Genomic DNA, 18,131 nt, shown 5'->3' on the forward strand with positions numbered 1-18,131 from the left:
CCGATCTTCTCGCCCACCGTGACGACGATGCGCTTCCATCCGACCATGGTGCCGAGACCCAGCGCCAGGGCGACGCAGACCTTCACCCAGCCCGGGATGTAGCGCGTGCCGTCGTTCAGCAGGCCCGCGTAGCGTTTCAGGTCCGCCTTGTCGGTCTCCGAGAAGTCGGCCCCGGCGCTCGGCAGCACGCGCACCGCGTCGGCGGCGAGATACATGTCGCTGCGCAGGTTCTGGGTCTGGGCGGCCGGCACCGTCCGGATCGCCCCGTAATTCTTGACGCTGGCGGCGATGTCGTCGGAGAGCGCCGCCAGGGCCGCGTAGACGGGCGGCGTGTTCAGCGCCTTGGTCTTGAGCGCCTCCGTCACCGTCCGGCGCGCGGCGGCGGCGTCCGGAACCGCCGCGCCGGGGGCGCGGGCGGAGAACACCGCGCTCGCCGCCGTCGAGGCCTGCACGAAGGCGGGCGTCGTGTCGTCCGCCATGGTGCGGTTGAGCGCGTAGGCGGTGGGGGCGGCGCCGATCAGGATCAGCATGATCAGGCCCATGCCCTTCTGCCCGTCATTGCCGCCGTGGAAGAACGAGACCAGCGTGCAGGTGAGGATCAGCAGGCCGCGGATCCACAGGGGCGGGGGCGCGTCGCCCTCGGGCGCCTCGTAGAGGTCCCTGCGGCGCACCGTGAATTTCAGGGCGAGCAGCAGCAGCGCCGCGAGCACGAAGCCGCAGACCGGCGAGAACAGCAGCGCCTTGAAGACGTTGAGCGCCTGGGTCCAGTCGACGCCCGCGGTACCGTCGCCGCCGTTCATCAGCTGGTTGGCGAGGCCGACGCCGAGCACCGAGCCGATCAGCGCGTGGGACGACGAGTTCGGCAGCCCGAAGGCCCAGGTCCCGAGGTTCCAGATGATGGCCGCCAGCAGGAGCGCGAAGATCATCGCGTAGCCCGCGTGCGAGCCGACGTTGAGGATCAGCTCGACGGGCAGCAGCGTCACGATCGCGTAGGCCACCGCGCCCGAGGACAGCATCACGCCCAGGAAGTTGAAGGCACCCGACCAGATCACCGCGACGAGCGGCGGCATCGAGTGGGTGTAGATCACCGTGGCGACCGCGTTGGCGGTGTCGTGGAAGCCGTTCACGAACTCGAAGGCGAGGGCGATCAGCAGGGCGAGGCCGAGCAGCGCGAAGGCGCCGTAGGCCAGGGGCGCCTCGCCGACCGCGTTCATGTCGGCGACGAGGCTCACCACCGCGTAGCCGAGGCCCGCCACCAGGACGAGGAGGAACGCGACCACCCCGCCGAGATGCGTCCCGTGGTCGAGGCGCGGACCGCCCGCCCGCCGGCCTCCCACCGCCCCCGACGGCATCACGGCGGAATCGGACATGAACCCTCGCGGAATTCTACGTGGTGGTGAGCCGGGATTAAGATGGAGCGGTGACGGTTGGGTGACGGGCGACGGCAGGCCCGTGACGGCCCGTGACGGCCCGTGACGGCCCGTGACGGCCCGCGACGCGACGCGCCGCGTCGGTGACCGGGACCGGGAGCGCCGGGCGGCGCTGTCACACGCCTGACGCGGTCGAGCCGCTAGCGGACCGGACCGCTCGCCCGATCGCACGAGGGATCCGCATGATTGACGCCACGGTGCCGGCCCTGTCCCTCGGCGCGCTCCTGGCCCTCGTCCAGGTCGGCAGCATCGCCGTCGCGGCCCGGCGCCTCGGCCGGAACCACGGCCCGTCGCAATTCCCCGACGGCGCGCCCGTCTCCCTGGTCCGGCCGCTGCGCGGGGTCGAGGCGTACAGCGAGGAGATGCTCGTCCGCAGCTTCCGCCTCGACTACCCGGCCTACGAGCTGATCTTCTGCGTGGCCGACCCGGCCGACCCGATCGTGCCGATGGTGGAGCGCCTGATCGAGGCCCACCCGCAGGTGCCGGCCCGCCTGATCCGCGGCGACGAGCGCGTCAGCGCGAACCCGAAGCTCAACAACTGCCTGCGCGGCTGGCGCGCCGCCGCCCACGACTGGGTGGTGCTCGCCGATTCCAACGTGGCCATGCCGCCGGACTACCTCCAGCGGCTCCAGGCGGCGTGGCGCGACGATACCGGCCTCGTCTGCTCCACCCCGGCCGGCGCCCGCCCGGGCAGCTTCATGGCGGAGGTGGAGTGCGCCTTCCTGAACACCCTCCAGGCGCGCTGGCAATACGCCGCCGAGGCCTTCGGCCTGGGCTTCGCGCAGGGCAAGAGCATGCTCTGGCACAAGCCCTTCCTGGAGGCGCAGGGCGGGCTCCAGGCGCTCGCCGCCGAGATCGCCGAGGACGCGGCCGCCACCAAGCTCGTGCGCGCCGCCGGCAAGCGCGTCCACCTCGTGGCGAGCCCGTTCGAGCAGCCGCTCGGCCCGCGCGGCTTCCGGGAGGTCTGGGCGCGGCAGCTGCGCTGGGCGCGCCTGCGCCGCGTGACCTTCCCGCTGTTCTTCGCCCCCGAGATCGGCAGCGGCGTCCTGCTGCCGGCGCTCCTCGTCGCCCTCTGGGCCGGCAGCCTCGCGGGCCTCGCCGGCGCTGCCGGCCTCGCCGCCCTGTGCTATGCCGCCGAGCACCGGCTCGCGGTCCGCGCGGGTTGGCACCGTTCGCCCCGCACGCTGGCGGCCTTCCTGGCGCGCGACGCCCTGATCCCGGCGATCTGGCTCGGCGCCTGGATGCGGAGCGCCATCGTGTGGCGGGGCAACGCCATGGACGTGCGCCCCCGGCGGGCCGCCGGCGCGCGCTCCTACGCGCCGACGGCCTGACCGCCCGGCGATCGGAGGCCCTGACGTGTCGCGCCGCTACGCCCTCTACTGGCTGCCCGCCCCGGGATCCCGCCTCGAAGCCTTCGGGCGCGCGGTCCTCGGCACCGACAACGTCTCCGGGCTGCCGGTCGCGCACCCGGAGGGGCTCGGTGATCTCGCGGCGGTCACGGCGGGCGCGCGGGTCTACGGGTTCCACGCCACCCTCAAGGCGCCGATGCGCCTCGCCCCGGGCGCCGCGGAGGCCGACCTCGTCGCCGCCGCCCGCGACCTCGCGGCCGCGCACCCGCCGGTGGCGGTGGGCCCGCTCCGGGTCGCCGCCCTCGGGCCGTTCCTCGCCCTGGTGCCGGAGGCCCCGCCGCCGGAGCTGGGGCTGCTGGCGGCCGAATGCGTCGCCGCCCTGGACCCGTTCCGGGCGCCGCTCACGGAGGCCGAGCGCGCCAAGCGCCGCCCGGAGCGCCTCGACGCGCGCGGCCGCGCGCTCCTCGCGCGCTGGGGCTACCCGTACGTGTTCGAGGCCTTCCGCTTCCACATGACCCTGACCGACGCCCTGCCGGAGGCGGATCGCGATTCCTGGCACCGGCGCCTGTCCGAAGCCTACGGCGCCGCGGGGCCGGAGCCCCTGCGGATCGACGCCGTCAGCCTCCTGATCCAGGACGGGTCGGAGCCGTTCCGGCTCCTGGCGCGCCTGCCCTTCGGAGAAGCCCGTGGTTGACCGCCCCCTCGGCCTCGAACCCGCGCTCGATCCGAGCGCCCGGGTCGTCGACAGCCGCCTCGGCCGCTACACCGAGGTCGGCGCCCGCACCCGGCTCACCGAGACAATCCTCGACGACTATTCCTACATCGGTGAGGACGGCGAGGTGATCTACACCGCGATCGGCAAGTTCTGCTCGATCGCCGCCAGCGTGCGGATCAATCCCGGCAATCACCCGATGGAGCGCGCCTCCCAGGCGCACTTCACCTACCGGGCGCGGGCCTACTGGCCGGACGAATCGGACGAGCCCGCCTTCTTCGACCGGCGCCGGGCGAGCCCGGTGGCGATCGGCCACGATGTCTGGATCGGCCACGGCGCGGTCGTCCTGCCGGGGCGCACGATCGGCACCGGCGCGGTGGTGGGAGCGGGCGCCATCGTCACCCGCGACGTCGAGCCCTACACGATCGTCGTCGGCAATCCCGCCCGGCCGGTCCGGCGCCGCTTCCCCGAGGCGATCGCCGCCCGCCTGATGCGCCTCGCCTGGTGGGACTGGGACCACGAGCGCCTGCGCCGGGCGCTGCCGGATTTCCGCGGCCTGCCGATTGAGGCGTTCCTGGAGCGCTGCGAAGATTAAGTCGGCTATCGAAATAACCGAGATGTTGCGCCGGCAAATATAATCGTTCCGAATACGTCATCCAATCGTCGTGAAACCGGCGTTTACGTGCGGCCACTCCGCGGCGGATGGTTGCATGCTGGTTATCGAGGATCTCACGCGCCAGTACGGCGACCGGCGCGCCGTCGACGGCGTGTCGCTCCGGATCGAGCCCGGCAGCTTCGTCGGGGTGATCGGCCGGTCGGGCGCCGGCAAGTCGACGCTCCTGCGCCTCATCAATCGGCTGGCGGACCCGAGTTCGGGGCGCATCCTCCACGAGGGCCGCGAGGTGACGACCCTGCGCGGCCGTCCCCTGCGGGAATGGCGCACCCGCTGCGCCATGATCTTCCAGCAGTTCAACCTCGTCGGCCGCCTCGACGTGATGACGAACGTGCTGATGGGGCGCCTCAGCCACGTGCCGACCTATCGCTCCCTGCTCCGGCAATGGTCCGCCGAGGACCGGGCCATGGCCCTCGCCGCCCTGGAGAGCTTCGACATGGGCGAGTTCGCCGGCCAGCGGGCCGACGGCCTGTCGGGCGGGCAGCAGCAGCGCGTCGCCATCGCCCGCGCCCTCGTGCAGGAGCCCGAGATCCTGCTCGCCGACGAGCCGGTCGCCTCCCTCGACCCGCGCAACACCCGCCTGGTGATGGACGCGCTGGCCGAGGTGAACCGGCGCTACGGCATCACCGTGCTGTGCAACCTGCACTCCCTCGACCTCGCCCGCGCCTACTGCGACCGCCTCGTCGGCCTCGCGGCCGGGCGGGTCGTGTTCGAGGGCGGCCCCTTCGACCTGACCGAGGACGTGGCGCGCCGCCTCTACGGCCTGGAGGCCGGCGAGGTGCTGGACGATTCCGCGCAGCGCGAGGCGGAGCAGCGGGCCGCGATGCCGGGCCGGCCCGGTCTCGTGCCGGCCCGGCCGGTCCGCGAGGCCGCTCTCGGCGCCTGATCCGGGCCCCGGGCCCCAGCGAACACCGCCAACGAGCACTGCCAACGAGCACTGCCAACGAGCACCGCTCTGGAAACGCCCGACCGGCCCTTGGCCGGCCGAACCTCGCCGACGCCGCCACGAAGGACGACCCGATGATCACCCGACGCACCCTCGCCGCCGCCGCGGCCCTCGCCCTCCTCGGCCTGCCGGCCGCCGCCCAGGACTGGAAGGCCCAGTATCCGGAGCTGACGCTCGGCGTGATCCCGGCGGAGAACGCCTCGGGCACCGCCGACCGGTGGGCGCCGCTCACCGCCTACCTGACCAAGACGCTCGGCGTGCCGGTGAAGCTGCGGGTGGCGAGCGACTACGCCGCCGTGATCGAGGGCCAGCGGGCCGGCAACATCCAGATCGCGTGGTACGGGCCGGCCTCCTTCGCGCGGGCCGTGATGACCGGCGTGAAGATCGAGCCGATCGTCAACCAGAAGCACGAGACCGGCGCCTCGGGCTACTATTCGGTGGTCTACGTGCTGGCCTCCAGCCCCTACAAGACCGTCGAGGATCTGAAGGGCAAGAACCTCGCCCTGGTCGATCCGAACTCGACCTCGGGCAACCAGGCGCCGCGCTTCTTCCTGAAGCGGGCCGGCTACGACGTGGAGAAGTTCTTCGGCAAGACCTTCTACGCCGGCAGCCACGAGAACGCCGTGCTGGCGCTCACCCAGGGCACCGCCGACGCCGCCGCCAACCTGTGGAATTCCGAGACCGACACGATGGTCACCCGCATGGCCGCCAAGGGCATGCTCAAGAAGCCCGACGGCACCCCGATGCAGCAGTCGGACTTCCGCGTCGTGTTCAAGTCCGACTTCCTGCCGGAGGGGCCATTCGCCGTGCTGGCGAGCCTGCCGGACGACCTGAAGGCCAAGATCCGCGACGCCTTCGTGGCCCTGCCGAAGGCCGACAAGGCCGCGTTCGACCGGCTCTCCGACGGCAAGGACCAGGATCTCACGCCGGTGACCCTCAAGGATTACCAGCCGATCATCGACATGCTGCGCTTCAACGACGAGCAGCGCCGGAAGTCCTGATCCGGAGCCGCCCGCCTTGCGCGGTCTGACACCCCTGTCGCCGGAGCGGGCAGCCGCCCTCTCCGGCCTCTACGCGGCGGCGACCGGGGAAGCCCGCCGCCGCACGCTGGCGGGCTTCGCCCTGGTGGCGGCGCTCGCCGTGGTCGCCGGGCTGATCGCCGAGGTGCGGCCGCTGGTCCTCGCCGAGAACATCGGCAAGTTCACCGCCTACATCCAGCAGATCCTGCCGCCGATCGGCCTCGATCACCCGCTGGAGGACGTCCGCGCCTGGTACTGGGGCCTGCCCAAATGGCTGGGCCTGCTGGGCGAGACCCTGCTCATGGCCTATCTCGGGACGCTGCTCGGGGGGCTCGGGGGCTTCGCCCTCAGCTTCGTGGCCGCCGCCAACCTCGTGCGGTCGCGCGCGCTGCGCGTCGGCGCCAAGCGCCTCCTGGAACTGTGCCGCACCGTCCCCGAGGTGGTGTTCGCGCTGATCTTCGTGATCGCCTTCGGCCTCGGCCCGATGGTGGGCGTGCTCGCCATCGCGATCCACACCACGGGGGCGCTGGGCAAGCTGTTCTCCGAGGTGGTCGAGAACATCGACATGCGCCCCGTCGAGGGCCTGTCGGCCTCGGGCGCGACCTGGGTCCAGACGGTGCGCTTCGCGGTGCTGCCGCAGGTCCTGTCGAACTTCGCCTCCTACGCGTTGCTGCGCTTCGAGATCAACGTGCGCGGGGCCGGGGTGATGGGCTTCGTCGGCGCCGGCGGCATCGGCCAGGAATTCCTCGTGGCGATCCGCAACTTCTACTACGCTGACGTGAGCGCGATCCTCGTGCTGATCATCCTGACCGTCTTCTGCATCGACCTCGTCACCGAGCGGGTCCGCCACCGCCTGATCGGCGCGGAGCAGGCCCGATGAGCGCGCGTCCCGAGGCCCTGCGGGCGGCGGCCCGGGCCGACCTCGCCCGCCTGCGCGCGCGCTACCCCGCGCAGTTCCGCACCGACTGGCCGGGGCGGGCGCGGCTCGCCGCCCTGCTCGTCGTCCTGGTGGGGCTCGCGGCGCTCGGCGCCTGGCGCCTCGACTTCTCGGTGGCGCGGATCCTCCACGGTCTCGGGCGGCTCGGCACCTTCGCGGTGCTGATGCTGCCGCCGTCGCCGGAGGGCCAGTTCTGGACCTTCCTGCACGCGCTGGGCGAGACCCTCGGCATCGCCTTCCTGGGCACGCTGACGGCGGCGATCCTCGCCTTCCCGGTGGCGTTCCTGGCGGCGCGGAACGTCGTGCCCAACCCGTTCGCGCGGTTCGCGGTCCGCCGCGGCCTCGACGTGATGCGCTCGGTCGACGTGCTGATCTGGGCTCTGATCTGGATCAACGTCGTCGGCCTCGGCCCGTTCGCGGGGGCGCTCGCGATCGCGTGCTCGGATGTCGGGGCGCTCGGCAAGCTGTTCTCCGAGGCGATCGAGACCTGCGACCGACGCGCCGGCGAGGGCGTCGTCGCCTCGGGCGGCTCGGCGCTCCACCGCATCCGCTTCGGGCTGATCCCCGGGGTGCTGCCGGTGCTGGCGAGCCAGGTCCTGTACTTCTTCGAGTCGAACACCCGCTCGGCGACGATCATCGGCATCGTCGGCGCGGGCGGCATCGGCCAGTACCTCACCGAGCTGATCCGCGTGCTGGAGCTGCAGCAGGTCGCCTTCCTGGTGCTGATGATCCTCGTGACCGTGGCGGCGATCGACTGGATCTCGACCCGCCTGCGCCGGGCGATCATCGGGCCGGCGGCGCGCTGAAGGAGGCCGCGCAGCGGGCGGTCCGTCCCATCCACCCCCTCATCCTGAGGTGCGGCCTGAGGTGCGGCGCGGCCGCCTCGAAGGAGGGCTCGAGCCACCGCGCGCCAGCTGGAGCCCTCCTTCGAGGCCTCCGCTGCGCTCCGGCACCTCGGGATGACAGGATGGCCCGGACGGCTCGTATCGTACGGCGTCCGGTTCGCGCGCCGGGTGACGGACCCTCGTCGTCATCGCTTCGCTCCGCTCGCGAGGACGCTGTGCCGAGGCCGTCGCGCGGACACCGCATCACCCCCCGATCACCAGCTCCACCCGGTCGGCCGCGAACAGGGTGCGGTTCGCCTGGATCGGCACGCCGGCGGGATCGATGTTGACGCTCGACACCACCAGCACGACCCGCCCCGGCGCGATGTCGAGGCGCTGCGCCTCCGCGGAATCCGCGGGACGGGCCCGGATCCGCGTCGAGAGCCGGGTGTAGTCGTGGACGCCGCAGGTCGCGAAAGCCCGGGTGATCGAGCCCCGCTCGGCGTAGGCCTCGGCGAAGCCCGCGAAGCGCGGCAGCGGCAGCCAGGTCAGCGCCGTCGAGAGCGGGGCGCTGTCCGCCCGGTGAACGGTCAGCAGCTCCAGGATCGGCGCGCCGGGGGCGAGGGCCAGGGAGGCCGCCTGCTCGGGCCCGGCCGGGACCGTGGCCGAGGCGACGAGGTCGCCCCAGGCCTCGCGCCCGGCCCCGGCGACGATCTCGGAGAAGCGCGTCCGCGGCCCGATCGGGTAGGCGAGGGGCGCCTCCTCCACGAAGGTGCCCCGACCCTGGCTGGCGCGCACGAGGCCGCCCTCCGCGAGCGCCGCGAGGGCGCGCCGCACCGTGTGCCGGTTCACCGCGAACCGCGCCGCCAGGGCGGCCTCGGCGGGCAGTTGCTGCCCCGGCGCGTAGCGCCCCGCCGCGATCTCGGCCGTCAGCGCGTCGGCGATCTGCCGCCACGCCGTCAGCCCCTCGCCCCGGACGAGGCCGGCCGCCTGCTCCTGCGCATCCATGCTGTCATCCAAACTTCATTTGTGCGGCGCACGCCAGTTGTCTATACACCTATACAACCGAGCGACGAAGGGATTCGCGATGACGACGACCCCGAGACAGGCCGGATCCGAGGGCGAGACCGCGGCGCGCCAGGCGGTCATGGCCCTCTGCGCCGAGGCGAGCCGCGCGGATCTGGAGGCGGCCCTGTCGGGCCTCGATGCGCCCGCGGCCGCGGATCTGCGCGTGCCGGAGACAGGTCTCGTGATGGCTTCGGGCCGGATCGGCGGCGACGGGCGGCCGTTCAACCTCGGTGAGGTCAGCGTGACCCGGGCCGCCATCCGCCTCGCGGACGGCCCGGCCGGCTTCGCCTACCATCTCGGTCGCGACCGCACGAAGGCGCGGCTCGCCGCGATCCTCGACGCCCTCTGGCAGGATCCGGGCCGGCGCGCCCGGGTCGAGGCCGCCCTGGAGCCCGCCGCCCGGCGGCTCGCGGAGTCCCGAGCGCGGGCGGCCCGGCGCACGGCCGCCACCCGCGTCGATTTCCTGACCCTCGCCCGCGGAGAGGATTGAGCATGCTCGCCCCCGGCTTCGCCGATCCGGTCCACGACGCGCAGGGCACCTTCCGCGCCGTCATGGACGCGCTCGCCCGCCCCGGACGCGTCCGGGCGCTCGTCGCCGCCCTCGCGCCGCCCGCGCCGCTGACGCCGGAACTGGCCGCCGTCGCGCTGACGCTCACCGACGCCGACACGCCGGTCTGGCTCGATCCGGTCCTCGCCGCGGCGCCGGAGGTCGCGGAATTCCTGCGCTTCCACACCGGCGCGCCGCTCACCGGCGACCCGGCCGCGGCCGCCTTCGCGCTGGTCCGCGAGCCCGCGCGGTGCCCGCCGCTGAGCCGGTTCGCCCCCGGCACGCCGGCCTATCCCGACACCGCCACGACCCTGGTGCTCGCCCTCGACGCGGTCGCCGAGGGGGAGGGGCTGCACCTGTCCGGTCCCGGCATCCGGGGCACCGCCCGGATCGCGCCGGCGCCGCTGCCGGACGGCTTCGCGGCGCAACTCGCCGAGAACCGGGCGGCCTTCCCCCTCGGCGTCGACCTGATCCTGACGGCGCCCGGCCGCGTGGCCGGTCTCCCGCGCTCCACGACGGTCACGGAGGCCTGACCCATGTACGTGGCCGTGAAGGGCGGCGAGGCCGCCATCGACAACGCCCACCGGCTCCTCGCCGAGACGCGCCGGGGCGACCCCGCATTGCCCGAACTCTCCGTGGCGCAGATCCGGGAGCAGATGGCGCTGCTCGTCGACCGGGTCATGACCGAGGGCTCGCTCTACGATCCGGACCTCGCGGCGCTGGCGCTGAAGCAGGCGCGGGGCGACGTGGTCGAGGCGGTGTTCCTCGTCCGCGCCTACCGGACGACGCTGCCGCGCTTCGGGGCCTCCGCGCCGGTCGACACCGGGGCCATGGCGGTCGAGCGCCGGATCTCCGCGACCTTCAAGGACCTTCCGGGCGGGCAGGTGCTCGGGCCGACCTTCGACTACACCCACCGGCTGGTCGACTTCGCGCTCGCCGCCGAGACCGCGTCCGAGCCCGCCGCCGAGGCCGAGCCGCGCCCCGATGCCGGCACCTGCCCGCGGGTCACCGACCTGCTGGCCCGGGACGGCCTGATCGAGCCCTCGCCCCCGGAGGACGGCGCCCCCGCGGGCGACCTCACCCGCGAGCCGGTGGATTATCCCGCCGACCGGGCCCTGCGCCTCCAGGCGCTCGCCCGGGGCGACGAGGGCTTCGTGCTCGGCCTCGCCTACTCGACGCAGCGCGGCTACGGCCGCACCCACCCGTTCGTCGGCGAGATCCGGGTCGGCGAGGTCGCGGTCGAGTTCGTGCCCGAGGAGCTGGGCTTCGCGGTGCCGCTCGGCCGCGTGCGGCTCACCGAGTGCCAGATGGTCAACCAGTTCAAGGGCACGGGGACGGCGCCGCCGCAATTCACCCGCGGCTACGGGCTGAGCTTCGGGCAGAGCGAGCGCAAGGCCATGGCGATGGCGCTCGTGGATCGGGCGCTGCGCGCGGAGGAGCTGGGCGAGCCGGTGGCGAGCCCGGCCCAGGACCAGGAATTCGTCCTGGCCCACTGCGACAGTCTCCAGGCGACCGGCTTCGTCGAGCACCTGAAGCTGCCCCACTACGTCGATTTCCAGGCCGAGCTGGAACTTGTTCGCCGGCTACGCGCCGAGTTCGAGCGCGCGTCCGACGCCGTCGAGATGCAGGAGGCCGCCGAATGAGCGCCGCGATCGCGCACCGCCCGGAGAGCGAACCGGGCTACAACTTCGCCTATCTCGACGAGGGCACGAAGCGGATGATCCGCCGGGCCATCCTCAAGGCCATCGCGGTGCCGGGCTATCAGGTGCCCTTCGCCTCCCGCGAGATGCCGATGCCGTACGGCTGGGGCACCGGCGGCGTGCAGGTCACGGCCGCGATCCTCGGCCGCTCGGACGTGCTCAAGGTCATCGACCAGGGCGCCGACGACACCACCAACGCGGTCTCGATCCGCCGCTTCTTCGCCAAGACCTCCGGGGTGGCCACCACGACCCGCACCGCGGAGGCGACGGTCATCCAGACCCGCCACCGCATCCCCGAGACGCCGCTCACCGAGGGGCAGACGCTGGTCTACCAAGTGCCGATCCCCGAGCCCCTGCGCTTCCTCGAGCCCCGCGAGACCGAGACGCGCCAGCTCCACGCGCTGGCCGAGTACGGCGCCATGCACGTGAAGCTCTACGAGGACATCAGCCGCCACGGCCACATCGCCACCACCTACGCGTACCCGGTGGAGGTGGCGGGCCGCTTCGTGATGGACCCGTCGCCGACGCCGAAATTCGACAACCCCAAGATGGACGACTGCCCGGCGCTCCAGCTCTTCGGCGCGGGCCGCGAGCGGCGGATCTACGCGGTGCCGCCCCACACGCGGGTGCGCAGCCTCGACTTCGAGGATCACCCGTTCCGGGTGCAGCACTTCGACCAGCCCTGCGCCCTGTGCGGCGCCGAAGGCGTCTATCTCGACGAGGTGCTGCTCGACGATGCCGGAAGGCGGATGTTCGTCTGCTCGGACACCGACCATTGCGAGGGGCGCCGCGCGGACGGCCATGTCGGCGCGGGGGACGCGGCATGAGTGGCGATGTGAGGCGCGGCACGGGCGACTTCACGGTCCGCCGGGCCGGGAAACCGGACCTGCCCGCGATCCTCGACCTCTACGCCGAGCTGAACGGCGGGCGGGTGACGACCCTGGAGCGGGCCGGGGCGCTGCTCGACCGACTCACGAAGGCCTATCCCGATTACGGGCTCTACGTGGCCGAACGCGACGGCGCGGTCGTCGGCACCTTCTGCCTCGTCATCCTCGACAACATCGCCCACTGGGGCACGCCCTCGGCCCTCGTCGAGAGCGTCGTGGTCGCGTCCCGGCACCGCGGCGGCGGTCTCGGCCGGGCGATGATGCGCGCGGCGGCCCGGCTCGCCGAGGCGCGGGGCTGCTACAAGCTCGCCCTGTCGTCGAACGTCGACGCCAAGCCGGCCCACGCCTTCTACGAGAGCCTCGGCTTCGAGCGCTACGGCTACAGCTTCCGCCTCGATCCCCCCTTCCTGCCCGACGCCGCGGAGGCGACCCGATGAGCGAATCCCTGCTGCAGGTCCGCGGCCTGACCAAGCGCTACGGCGCCCGCCTCGCCTGCGCCGACGTGTCGTTCGACCTCGTGCCCGGCGAGGTGCTGGCGATCGTGGGCGAATCCGGGTCCGGCAAGTCGACGCTGCTCTCCCTCATCGCCACCGAGCTGGCGCCCGATTCCGGGACGGTCGCCTACCGGATGCGCGACGGTGCGCTGCGCGACCTCGGCACCTTGAGCGAGGCCGGGCGCCGGGCGCTGATGCGCACCGAGTGGGGGTTCGTCCGCCAGGACGCGGCCCAGGGCCTGCGCATGGCGGTCTCGGCCGGCGGCAATGTCGGCGAGCGGTTGATGGGGCTCGGCGAGCGCCACTACGGGCGGATCCGCGCCCAGGCCCTCGACTGGCTCGGCCGGGTCGAGATCGCCGCCGACCGGATCGACGACCCGCCGACGCGCTTCTCCGGCGGCATGCGCCAGCGCCTGCAGATCGCCCGCAACCTCGTCACCGGGCCCCGCCTGGTGCTGATGGACGAGCCGACCTCCGGCCTCGACGTCTCGGTCCAGGCGCGGCTCCTCGACCTGATCCGCCGGCTCTCGACCGAGCTGGGGCTCGCGGTGATCATCGTCACCCACGACCTCGCGGTGGCGCGGCTCCTCTCGCACCGGATCATGGTCATGCGCGCCGGCCGGGTGATCGAGACCGGCCTCACCGACCGGGTGCTCGACGATCCCGAGCACGCCTACACCCAGCTCCTCGTCGCCTCGGTGCTCGCCGCATGACCGCGCTCCTGACCTTCGAGAACGTCGCCAAGAGCTTCACCCTGCACCTGCGCGGCGGCGTCGTGCTGCCGGTGGTGGGCGGCGTGAGCCTGTCCGTGGAACCCGGCGAGTGCGTGGTGCTCGGCGGCCCGTCCGGCGCGGGGAAATCCTCGCTGCTGAAGATGGCCTACGGCAATTACCGCTGCGACGGCGGCGCGATCCTCGTCCGCGACGGCGCGACGGTCGTGGACGTCGTCCGGGCCGATCCGCGGGCCGTCCTGGCGCTGCGGGCGCGGGTCATCGCCTACGTGTCGCAGTTCCTGCGGGTGATCCCGCGGGTCCCGGCCCTCGACGTCGTCGAGGCTGCCGGCCGCGAGGGCGGATTGTCCGAGGAGGCGGCGCGCGCGCGGGCCGAGACCCTGCTCGCCCGGCTCAACCTGCCCGAGCGGCTCTGGGGCCTGCCGCCCGCGACCTTCTCGGGGGGCGAGCAGCAGCGGGTCAACATCGCCCGGGGCCTGATCGCCGACCGGCCGCTCCTGCTCCTCGACGAGCCAACCGCCTCCCTGGACGCGGAGAACCGCGCCGTCGTGGCCGAGCTCGTCCGCGAGAAGCTCCGGGCGGGGGCCGGCGTGCTCGGCATCTTCCACGACAGCGAGATGCGCGACGCTGTGGCGACCCGGGTGGTCGATGTCACCCGCTTCGCGCCGCGCGCCCGGGCAGCCTGAGGATCTTCACGATGGACGACTTCATCCTCGAGAACGCGACCCTGGTCCTGCCGGACCGGGTGCAGCGCGGCTGGCTCGCCGTGTCGGACGGGGCGATCGCCGAGATCGGCGAGGGGCGCCCGCCCGCGCGCGGCCTCGACCTCGGCGGCGACCACCTGATTCCCGGCCTGATCGAGCTGCACACCGACCATCTGGAGAGTCATTTCGCGCCGCGCCCGAAGGTGCGCTGGCACCCCCTCGGCGCCGTCCTGGCCTACGACGCGCAGATCACCGCCTCGGGAATCACCACCGTGTTCGATTCGCTGCGCGCCGGCAGCGACCCGGACGGCAGCGGCCTCGGCTCCGAGCTGGAGCAGCTCGCCGGCGCCATCGCCGCCGCGCGGGCCGGGGACCTGTTCCGGGCCGAGCACTTCACGCACCTGCGCTGCGAGCTGCCCTCCCTCGACGTGCTCGACACGGTGGCGACCTTCACGGCCCGCTACCCGGTGGGGCTGATCTCGCTGATGGACCACACGCCCGGCCAGCGGCAGTTCCGCGACATGGAGAAGTACTACACCTACGCCACCCGCGGCGGCCGGCCCATGGAGGAGATCCGCGCCAACACCGAGCGCAAGGTCCGCGACGGACGGGCGCTCAACGCGAAGAACCGGCCGGCCCTGGTCCAGTTCGCCCGCGAGATGGGCATCCCGCTCGCGAGCCACGACGACACGACCCTGGCCGACGTCGACCTCGCGGTCGGCGAGGGTGTGCGACTGGCCGAGTTCCCCACCACCCTGGAGGCGGCCGAGGCCGCGCACCGGCAGGGCCTCACCGTGATGATGGGCGCGCCGAACCTGATCCGCGGCGGCTCGCATTCCGGCAACGTCGCCGCCCTGGCGCTGGCCGAGGCCGGGCACCTCGACATCCTGTCCTCGGACTACGTGCCGGCGAGCCTGCTGATGGCGGCCTTCCTGCTGCCCGAGCAGGCGCCCGCGATCACGCTGCCCGAGGCGCTCGCCACCGTCACGGCCAACCCCGCCCGCGCCACCGGCCTGACCGATCGCGGCGCCCTGGCACCCGGGCTGCGGGCCGATCTCGTGCGCGTGCAGCGGGCCGAGGGGGTTCCGGTGGTCCGCGAGGTCTGGCGCGCCGGGCGGCGCGTCGCCTGATGCCGGGCTGCCTCGTCCTCGTGGTCGGCCCGAGCGGGGCCGGCAAGGATACGCTGCTCCGGCTCGCCCGTGCGGCCCTGGCCGGCGACCCGCGCTACGTCTTCCCGCGCCGCCTCGTCACCCGGCCGCCCTCGGCCGACGAGGACAACGACGAGATCGACGAGGCCGCCTTCGCCGAGGGCTGCGCGGCCGGGCGCTTCACCCTGAGCTGGCGCGCCCACGGCCTCGGCTACGCGCTGCCGGAGGCGGTCGGCCGGCGGGTCGCGGAAGGCCACGTGGTGGTCTGCAACGTCTCGCGCCGCGTCGTCGCGGGCGCGCGGGAGTCTGGCCGGCGGGTGAGCGTCGTCGAGATCACGGCGCCGCCCGAGATCCTGGCGCGGCGCATCGCCGCCCGCGGCCGCGCGCAGGACGGCGACCTGGCCGCGCGTCTCGCCCGCGAGGGCGGCGTCACCGCGGACCTGACGATCCTCAACACCGGCGCCGCGGACGAGGCGGCCGCGCGGCTGGTCGCGCATCTGCGCGCCTGCTGACGGGGCTCGCGCGGCGGTCCGCGCGGACGCGCCGGCCGCTTGGTGCGTGAGCCACGAAAAAGGGCGGGCGCCGACACCGGCACCCGCCCTCGCTCGGATCCGCCGGGGAGCCCCCGGCGTCGACTGACTCAGAGGCCGCCGAACTTGTAGTTGAAGCCGGCGCGGACGATGCTGCCCTCGGTGCGGAAGCGCGAGATGTACGCGCCGTTGCCCACGCCCGGGACCGCGCCGACGAGCACGTTCTGGCTGCCGAGGTCGTAGTGCAGGTACTCGGCCTTCACCGTGATGGCGTCGTACTTGATGCCGATGTAGCGGCCGAGCGCGAAGGTGTTCAGGAAGCTGTCGGTGGGCAGCGCGAACTCGATGCCGCCGCCGTAGGCGAAGCCGGTCTTGAAGTCGTCGTAGCGGCCGGCGAACTGCAGGCGGCCGCCCGGGGTGTAGAAGTTGGCGTCGTGGAACACGTTGCCGTAGGCGAGGCCGCCCATCCCGTAGACCAGGACGCGGTCGAAGGCGTAGCCGACGCGGCCGGTGAGGGTGCCGAGCCAGTCGAGGCTCTGGCGGAACTGACTGATGTTCGGCGGGCCGCCGGCGACGTTGCCGGTGCCGAGCACGACCCGGTTCTTGGTGATGTCCGTCCAGTCGATGCTGTTGGCGATACCGACGACGATGCCGGCGCCCGGCGTGAACTGGTAGTTGTAGCCGGCGGTGCCGCCGATGTTGGCGAAGCCGTCCTGCGTGGTCGAGGTCGCGAACGGGCGGCGGCCGAGGGCGACGTTGGTGGCGTTGCCGGGCTGGACGCCGACGGTCGTGATGCGCTCACGGTCGGTGAAGGTGTAGGCCGACTCGAGACCGGCGTAGAAGCCCGTCCAGGTGAAGACCGGCACCGGCGTGAAGACCGGCGGCGGCGCGGCGCGACGCGGCAGGTCGGCGGCGGAGGCGGCCGTCGTGACCAGGGCCGTCGCGGCGGTGGCGAGGAGGAGCTTCTTCATCATGGCGGGGGTCCGAGGTGACGCGTTGTTGTCGCCACTTAAGCTCGGCCGCACGGATCCCGCTATGCCCGCGAAGCCACACTGTGGCGCGAAAGCGGCGCCGATACTGCCTGTGATTGATGTTTCGACGTTCAAGACTCGTCGCCGTGGCTTGACAGCGGGGCCGTCGGCGGGCCCCCGCGCGTCGCGGAGCTTGATCCCTGGCGGCCGACCCTCTAAGCGGACCGCGTTTTTCGCCCCTGTCGGAACTTCGGGGCGGCTGACCAGGATTCGGGGCCCTTGCGTGGTCCCCGCCGCAGGAATGGGAATCATGGGCAAGGAAAAGTTCTCCCGCACCAAGCCGCACTGCAACATTGGCACGATCGGCCACGTCGATCACGGCAAGACGTCTCTGACGGCTGCGATCACGAAGGTTCTGGCCGAGACGGGCGGGGCGACGTTCACGGCCTACGACCAGATCGACAAGGCGCCTGAGGAGAAGGCGCGCGGGATCACGATCTCGACGGCGCACGTGGAGTACGAGACGCAGAACCGTCACTACGCGCACGTCGACTGCCCCGGCCACGCCGACTACGTGAAGAACATGATCACGGGCGCGGCGCAGATGGACGGCGCGATCCTGGTTGTGTCGGCGGCCGACGGCCCGATGCCGCAGACCCGCGAGCACATCCTGCTGGCCCGCCAGGTCGGCGTGCCGGCGCTGGTGGTGTTCCTCAACAAGGTCGACATGGTCGACGACGAGGAGCTGCTGGAGCTGGTCGAGCTCGAGGTGCGCGAGCTGCTGTCGAAGTACGACTTCCCCGGCGACGACATCCCGATCACCAAGGGCTCGGCGCTGATGGCGCTCGAGGACAAGGAGCCGAAGATCGGCAAGGAGGCGGTCCTGGCGCTGATGGCGACCGTGGACGCCTACATCCCGCAGCCGGAGCGTCCGATCGACATGCCGTTCCTGATGCCGATCGAGGACGTGTTCTCGATCTCGGGCCGCGGCACGGTGGTGACGGGTCGCGTCGAGCGCGGCATCGTGAAGGTGGGCGAGGAAGTCGAGATCGTCGGCATCCGGGCGACCACCAAGACGACGGTGACCGGCGTCGAGATGTTCCGCAAGCTGCTCGACCAGGGCCAGGCGGGCGACAACGTCGGCGTGCTGCTGCGCGGCACGAAGCGCGAGGACGTGGAGCGCGGCCAGGTGGTGTGCAAGCCGGGTTCGGTGAAGCCGCACTCGAAGTTCAAGGCCGAGGCGTACATCCTGACCAAGGAGGAGGGCGGGCGCCACACGCCGTTCTTCACCAACTACCGGCCGCAGTTCTACTTCCGGACCACGGACGTGACCGGGATCTGCACGCTCCCCGAGGGCACCGAGATGGTGATGCCGGGCGACAACGTGACCATGGACGTGGCGCTGATCGTGCCGGTGGCCATGGAGGAGAAGCTGCGCTTCGCCATCCGCGAGGGCGGCCG

General features: G+C 72.8%; 20 protein-coding genes. 17 read left to right on the forward strand and 3 right to left on the reverse strand.

Translation table 11 applies throughout. The annotated features are described in order from the left end of the window. A partial coding sequence (locus ACTJK8_RS30485; RefSeq protein WP_440763055.1) for an inorganic phosphate transporter occupies nt 1-1,370 on the reverse strand: 1,370 nt, incomplete at its 3' end. 242 nt (nt 1,371-1,612) lie between these two features. On the opposite strand from ACTJK8_RS30485, the gene ACTJK8_RS30490 reads away from it, so the two are divergent. From ACTJK8_RS30490 to phnE (ACTJK8_RS30520), 7 genes are all read left to right on the forward strand, one after another. After that, nucleotides 1,613-2,761, forward strand: a complete 1,149-nt coding sequence (locus tag ACTJK8_RS30490; RefSeq protein ID WP_012320796.1) for a ceramide glucosyltransferase — start codon at nt 1,613-1,615, stop codon at nt 2,759-2,761. 25 nt (nt 2,762-2,786) lie between these two features. Next, nucleotides 2,787-3,473: a DUF1045 domain-containing protein gene (locus ACTJK8_RS30495; protein ID WP_059409926.1), complete on the forward strand. Its 687-nt coding sequence runs from the start codon at nt 2,787-2,789 to the stop codon at nt 3,471-3,473. Continuing rightward, entirely contained in the window at nt 3,466-4,086 is a 621-nt protein-coding gene (locus ACTJK8_RS30500; protein ID WP_024829092.1) for a chloramphenicol acetyltransferase, read from the forward strand. Before ACTJK8_RS30495 ends, ACTJK8_RS30500 begins: the two co-directional genes overlap by 8 nt. 115 nt (nt 4,087-4,201) lie before the next feature. Then, on the forward strand, nt 4,202-5,050 hold the full coding sequence (phnC, locus tag ACTJK8_RS30505; protein ID WP_012320794.1) for a phosphonate ABC transporter ATP-binding protein: 849 nt from the start codon (nt 4,202-4,204) through the stop codon (nt 5,048-5,050). Between the two features lie 134 nt (nt 5,051-5,184). After that, nucleotides 5,185-6,111, forward strand: coding sequence for a phosphonate ABC transporter substrate-binding protein (phnD, locus tag ACTJK8_RS30510; protein ID WP_012320793.1), 927 nt, complete (start codon nt 5,185-5,187; stop codon nt 6,109-6,111). 16 nt (nt 6,112-6,127) lie between these two features. Next, a complete protein-coding gene (gene phnE / locus ACTJK8_RS30515; RefSeq protein WP_024829094.1) occupies nt 6,128-7,009 on the forward strand; it encodes a phosphonate ABC transporter, permease protein PhnE in 882 nt (293 codons plus the stop codon). Then, nucleotides 7,006-7,872 (forward strand): phosphonate ABC transporter, permease protein PhnE, encoded by an 867-nt coding sequence (gene phnE / locus ACTJK8_RS30520; RefSeq protein ID WP_024829095.1) that lies wholly within the window; start codon nt 7,006-7,008, stop codon nt 7,870-7,872. The genes phnE (ACTJK8_RS30515) and phnE (ACTJK8_RS30520) overlap by 4 nt, the downstream gene beginning before the upstream one ends. Before the next feature lie 282 nt (nt 7,873-8,154). On the opposite strand, the gene phnF is transcribed toward phnE (ACTJK8_RS30520), so the two are convergent. Continuing rightward, on the reverse strand, nt 8,155-8,898 hold the full coding sequence (phnF, locus tag ACTJK8_RS30525) for a phosphonate metabolism transcriptional regulator PhnF (RefSeq protein WP_012320790.1): 744 nt from the start codon (nt 8,896-8,898) through the stop codon (nt 8,155-8,157). A gap of 79 nt (nt 8,899-8,977) precedes the next feature. Between phnF and phnG the strand changes: the two genes are divergently transcribed. Genes phnG through phnN form a run of 9 tightly spaced genes read left to right on the forward strand, consistent with a single transcriptional unit; the run spans nt 8,978 to nt 15,681 of the window. Further along, nucleotides 8,978-9,448 (forward strand): phosphonate C-P lyase system protein PhnG, encoded by a 471-nt coding sequence (gene phnG / locus ACTJK8_RS30530; RefSeq protein WP_012320789.1) that lies wholly within the window; start codon nt 8,978-8,980, stop codon nt 9,446-9,448. A gap of 2 nt (nt 9,449-9,450) precedes the next feature. Next, entirely contained in the window at nt 9,451-10,038 is a 588-nt protein-coding gene (phnH, locus tag ACTJK8_RS30535) for a phosphonate C-P lyase system protein PhnH (RefSeq protein WP_024829096.1), read from the forward strand. 3 nt (nt 10,039-10,041) lie between these two features. Beyond that, nucleotides 10,042-11,148 (forward strand): carbon-phosphorus lyase complex subunit PhnI, encoded by a 1,107-nt coding sequence (locus ACTJK8_RS30540; protein ID WP_012320787.1) that lies wholly within the window; start codon nt 10,042-10,044, stop codon nt 11,146-11,148. Further along, nucleotides 11,145-12,032 (forward strand): alpha-D-ribose 1-methylphosphonate 5-phosphate C-P-lyase PhnJ, encoded by an 888-nt coding sequence (locus ACTJK8_RS30545; protein WP_440763056.1) that lies wholly within the window; start codon nt 11,145-11,147, stop codon nt 12,030-12,032. Before ACTJK8_RS30540 ends, ACTJK8_RS30545 begins: the two co-directional genes overlap by 4 nt. Further along, nucleotides 12,029-12,529 carry an N-acetyltransferase family protein gene (locus ACTJK8_RS30550; protein ID WP_440763057.1) on the forward strand — a complete coding sequence of 167 codons (501 nt, stop codon included), beginning with the start codon at nt 12,029-12,031 and terminating at the stop codon, nt 12,527-12,529. The genes ACTJK8_RS30545 and ACTJK8_RS30550 overlap by 4 nt, the downstream gene beginning before the upstream one ends. After that, a complete protein-coding gene (gene phnK, locus ACTJK8_RS30555; RefSeq protein WP_440763058.1) occupies nt 12,526-13,299 on the forward strand; it encodes a phosphonate C-P lyase system protein PhnK in 774 nt (257 codons plus the stop codon). The genes ACTJK8_RS30550 and phnK overlap by 4 nt, the downstream gene beginning before the upstream one ends. Beyond that, nucleotides 13,296-14,003, forward strand: a complete 708-nt coding sequence (phnL, locus tag ACTJK8_RS30560) for a phosphonate C-P lyase system protein PhnL (RefSeq protein WP_012320783.1) — start codon at nt 13,296-13,298, stop codon at nt 14,001-14,003. The genes phnK and phnL overlap by 4 nt, the downstream gene beginning before the upstream one ends. Nucleotides 14,004-14,014: 11 nt before the next feature. Continuing rightward, entirely contained in the window at nt 14,015-15,151 is a 1,137-nt protein-coding gene (locus tag ACTJK8_RS30565) for an alpha-D-ribose 1-methylphosphonate 5-triphosphate diphosphatase (protein ID WP_012320782.1), read from the forward strand. After that, nucleotides 15,151-15,681 carry a phosphonate metabolism protein/1,5-bisphosphokinase (PRPP-forming) PhnN gene (gene phnN / locus ACTJK8_RS30570; protein ID WP_012320781.1) on the forward strand — a complete coding sequence of 177 codons (531 nt, stop codon included), beginning with the start codon at nt 15,151-15,153 and terminating at the stop codon, nt 15,679-15,681. Before ACTJK8_RS30565 ends, phnN begins: the two co-directional genes overlap by 1 nt. 128 nt (nt 15,682-15,809) lie before the next feature. Here the strand turns inward: phnN and ACTJK8_RS30575 are convergent, their stop codons facing one another. Then, the gene (locus ACTJK8_RS30575) at nt 15,810-16,673 is read right to left on the reverse strand and encodes an outer membrane protein (protein ID WP_012320780.1); all 864 of its coding nucleotides are present in this window, start codon (nt 16,671-16,673) and stop codon (nt 15,810-15,812) included. 307 nt (nt 16,674-16,980) lie between these two features. Here ACTJK8_RS30575 and tuf point away from each other — a divergent pair. After that, on the forward strand, nt 16,981-18,131 hold a 1,151-nt coding region (gene tuf, locus ACTJK8_RS30580; RefSeq protein ID WP_440762969.1), incomplete at its 3' end, for an elongation factor Tu.

The sequence above is a fragment of the Methylobacterium sp. 22177 genome, from assembly GCF_052045615.1.
In the GTDB taxonomy this organism is placed as follows: Bacteria; Pseudomonadota; Alphaproteobacteria; order Rhizobiales; family Beijerinckiaceae; genus Methylobacterium; species Methylobacterium radiotolerans.

Coding starts and splice junctions, on each gene's coding strand:
- ACTJK8_RS30490 (WP_012320796.1), top strand. CDS start 1,613: ATGATTGACGCCACGGTGCCGGCCCTGTCCCTCGGCGCGCTCCTGGCC.
- phnC (WP_012320794.1), top strand. CDS start 4,202: ATGCTGGTTATCGAGGATCTCACGCGCCAGTACGGCGACCGGCGCGCC.
- phnD (WP_012320793.1), top strand. CDS start 5,185: ATGATCACCCGACGCACCCTCGCCGCCGCCGCGGCCCTCGCCCTCCTC.
- phnE (WP_024829095.1), top strand. CDS start 7,006: ATGAGCGCGCGTCCCGAGGCCCTGCGGGCGGCGGCCCGGGCCGACCTC.
- phnF (WP_012320790.1), bottom strand. CDS start 8,898: ATGGATGCGCAGGAGCAGGCGGCCGGCCTCGTCCGGGGCGAGGGGCTG.
- phnG (WP_012320789.1), top strand. CDS start 8,978: ATGACGACGACCCCGAGACAGGCCGGATCCGAGGGCGAGACCGCGGCG.
- phnH (WP_024829096.1), top strand. CDS start 9,451: ATGCTCGCCCCCGGCTTCGCCGATCCGGTCCACGACGCGCAGGGCACC.
- ACTJK8_RS30540 (WP_012320787.1), top strand. CDS start 10,042: ATGTACGTGGCCGTGAAGGGCGGCGAGGCCGCCATCGACAACGCCCAC.
- ACTJK8_RS30545 (WP_440763056.1), top strand. CDS start 11,145: ATGAGCGCCGCGATCGCGCACCGCCCGGAGAGCGAACCGGGCTACAAC.
- ACTJK8_RS30550 (WP_440763057.1), top strand. CDS start 12,029: ATGAGTGGCGATGTGAGGCGCGGCACGGGCGACTTCACGGTCCGCCGG.
- phnK (WP_440763058.1), top strand. CDS start 12,526: ATGAGCGAATCCCTGCTGCAGGTCCGCGGCCTGACCAAGCGCTACGGC.
- phnL (WP_012320783.1), top strand. CDS start 13,296: ATGACCGCGCTCCTGACCTTCGAGAACGTCGCCAAGAGCTTCACCCTG.
- ACTJK8_RS30565 (WP_012320782.1), top strand. CDS start 14,015: ATGGACGACTTCATCCTCGAGAACGCGACCCTGGTCCTGCCGGACCGG.
- phnN (WP_012320781.1), top strand. CDS start 15,151: ATGCCGGGCTGCCTCGTCCTCGTGGTCGGCCCGAGCGGGGCCGGCAAG.
- ACTJK8_RS30575 (WP_012320780.1), bottom strand. CDS start 16,673: ATGATGAAGAAGCTCCTCCTCGCCACCGCCGCGACGGCCCTGGTCACG.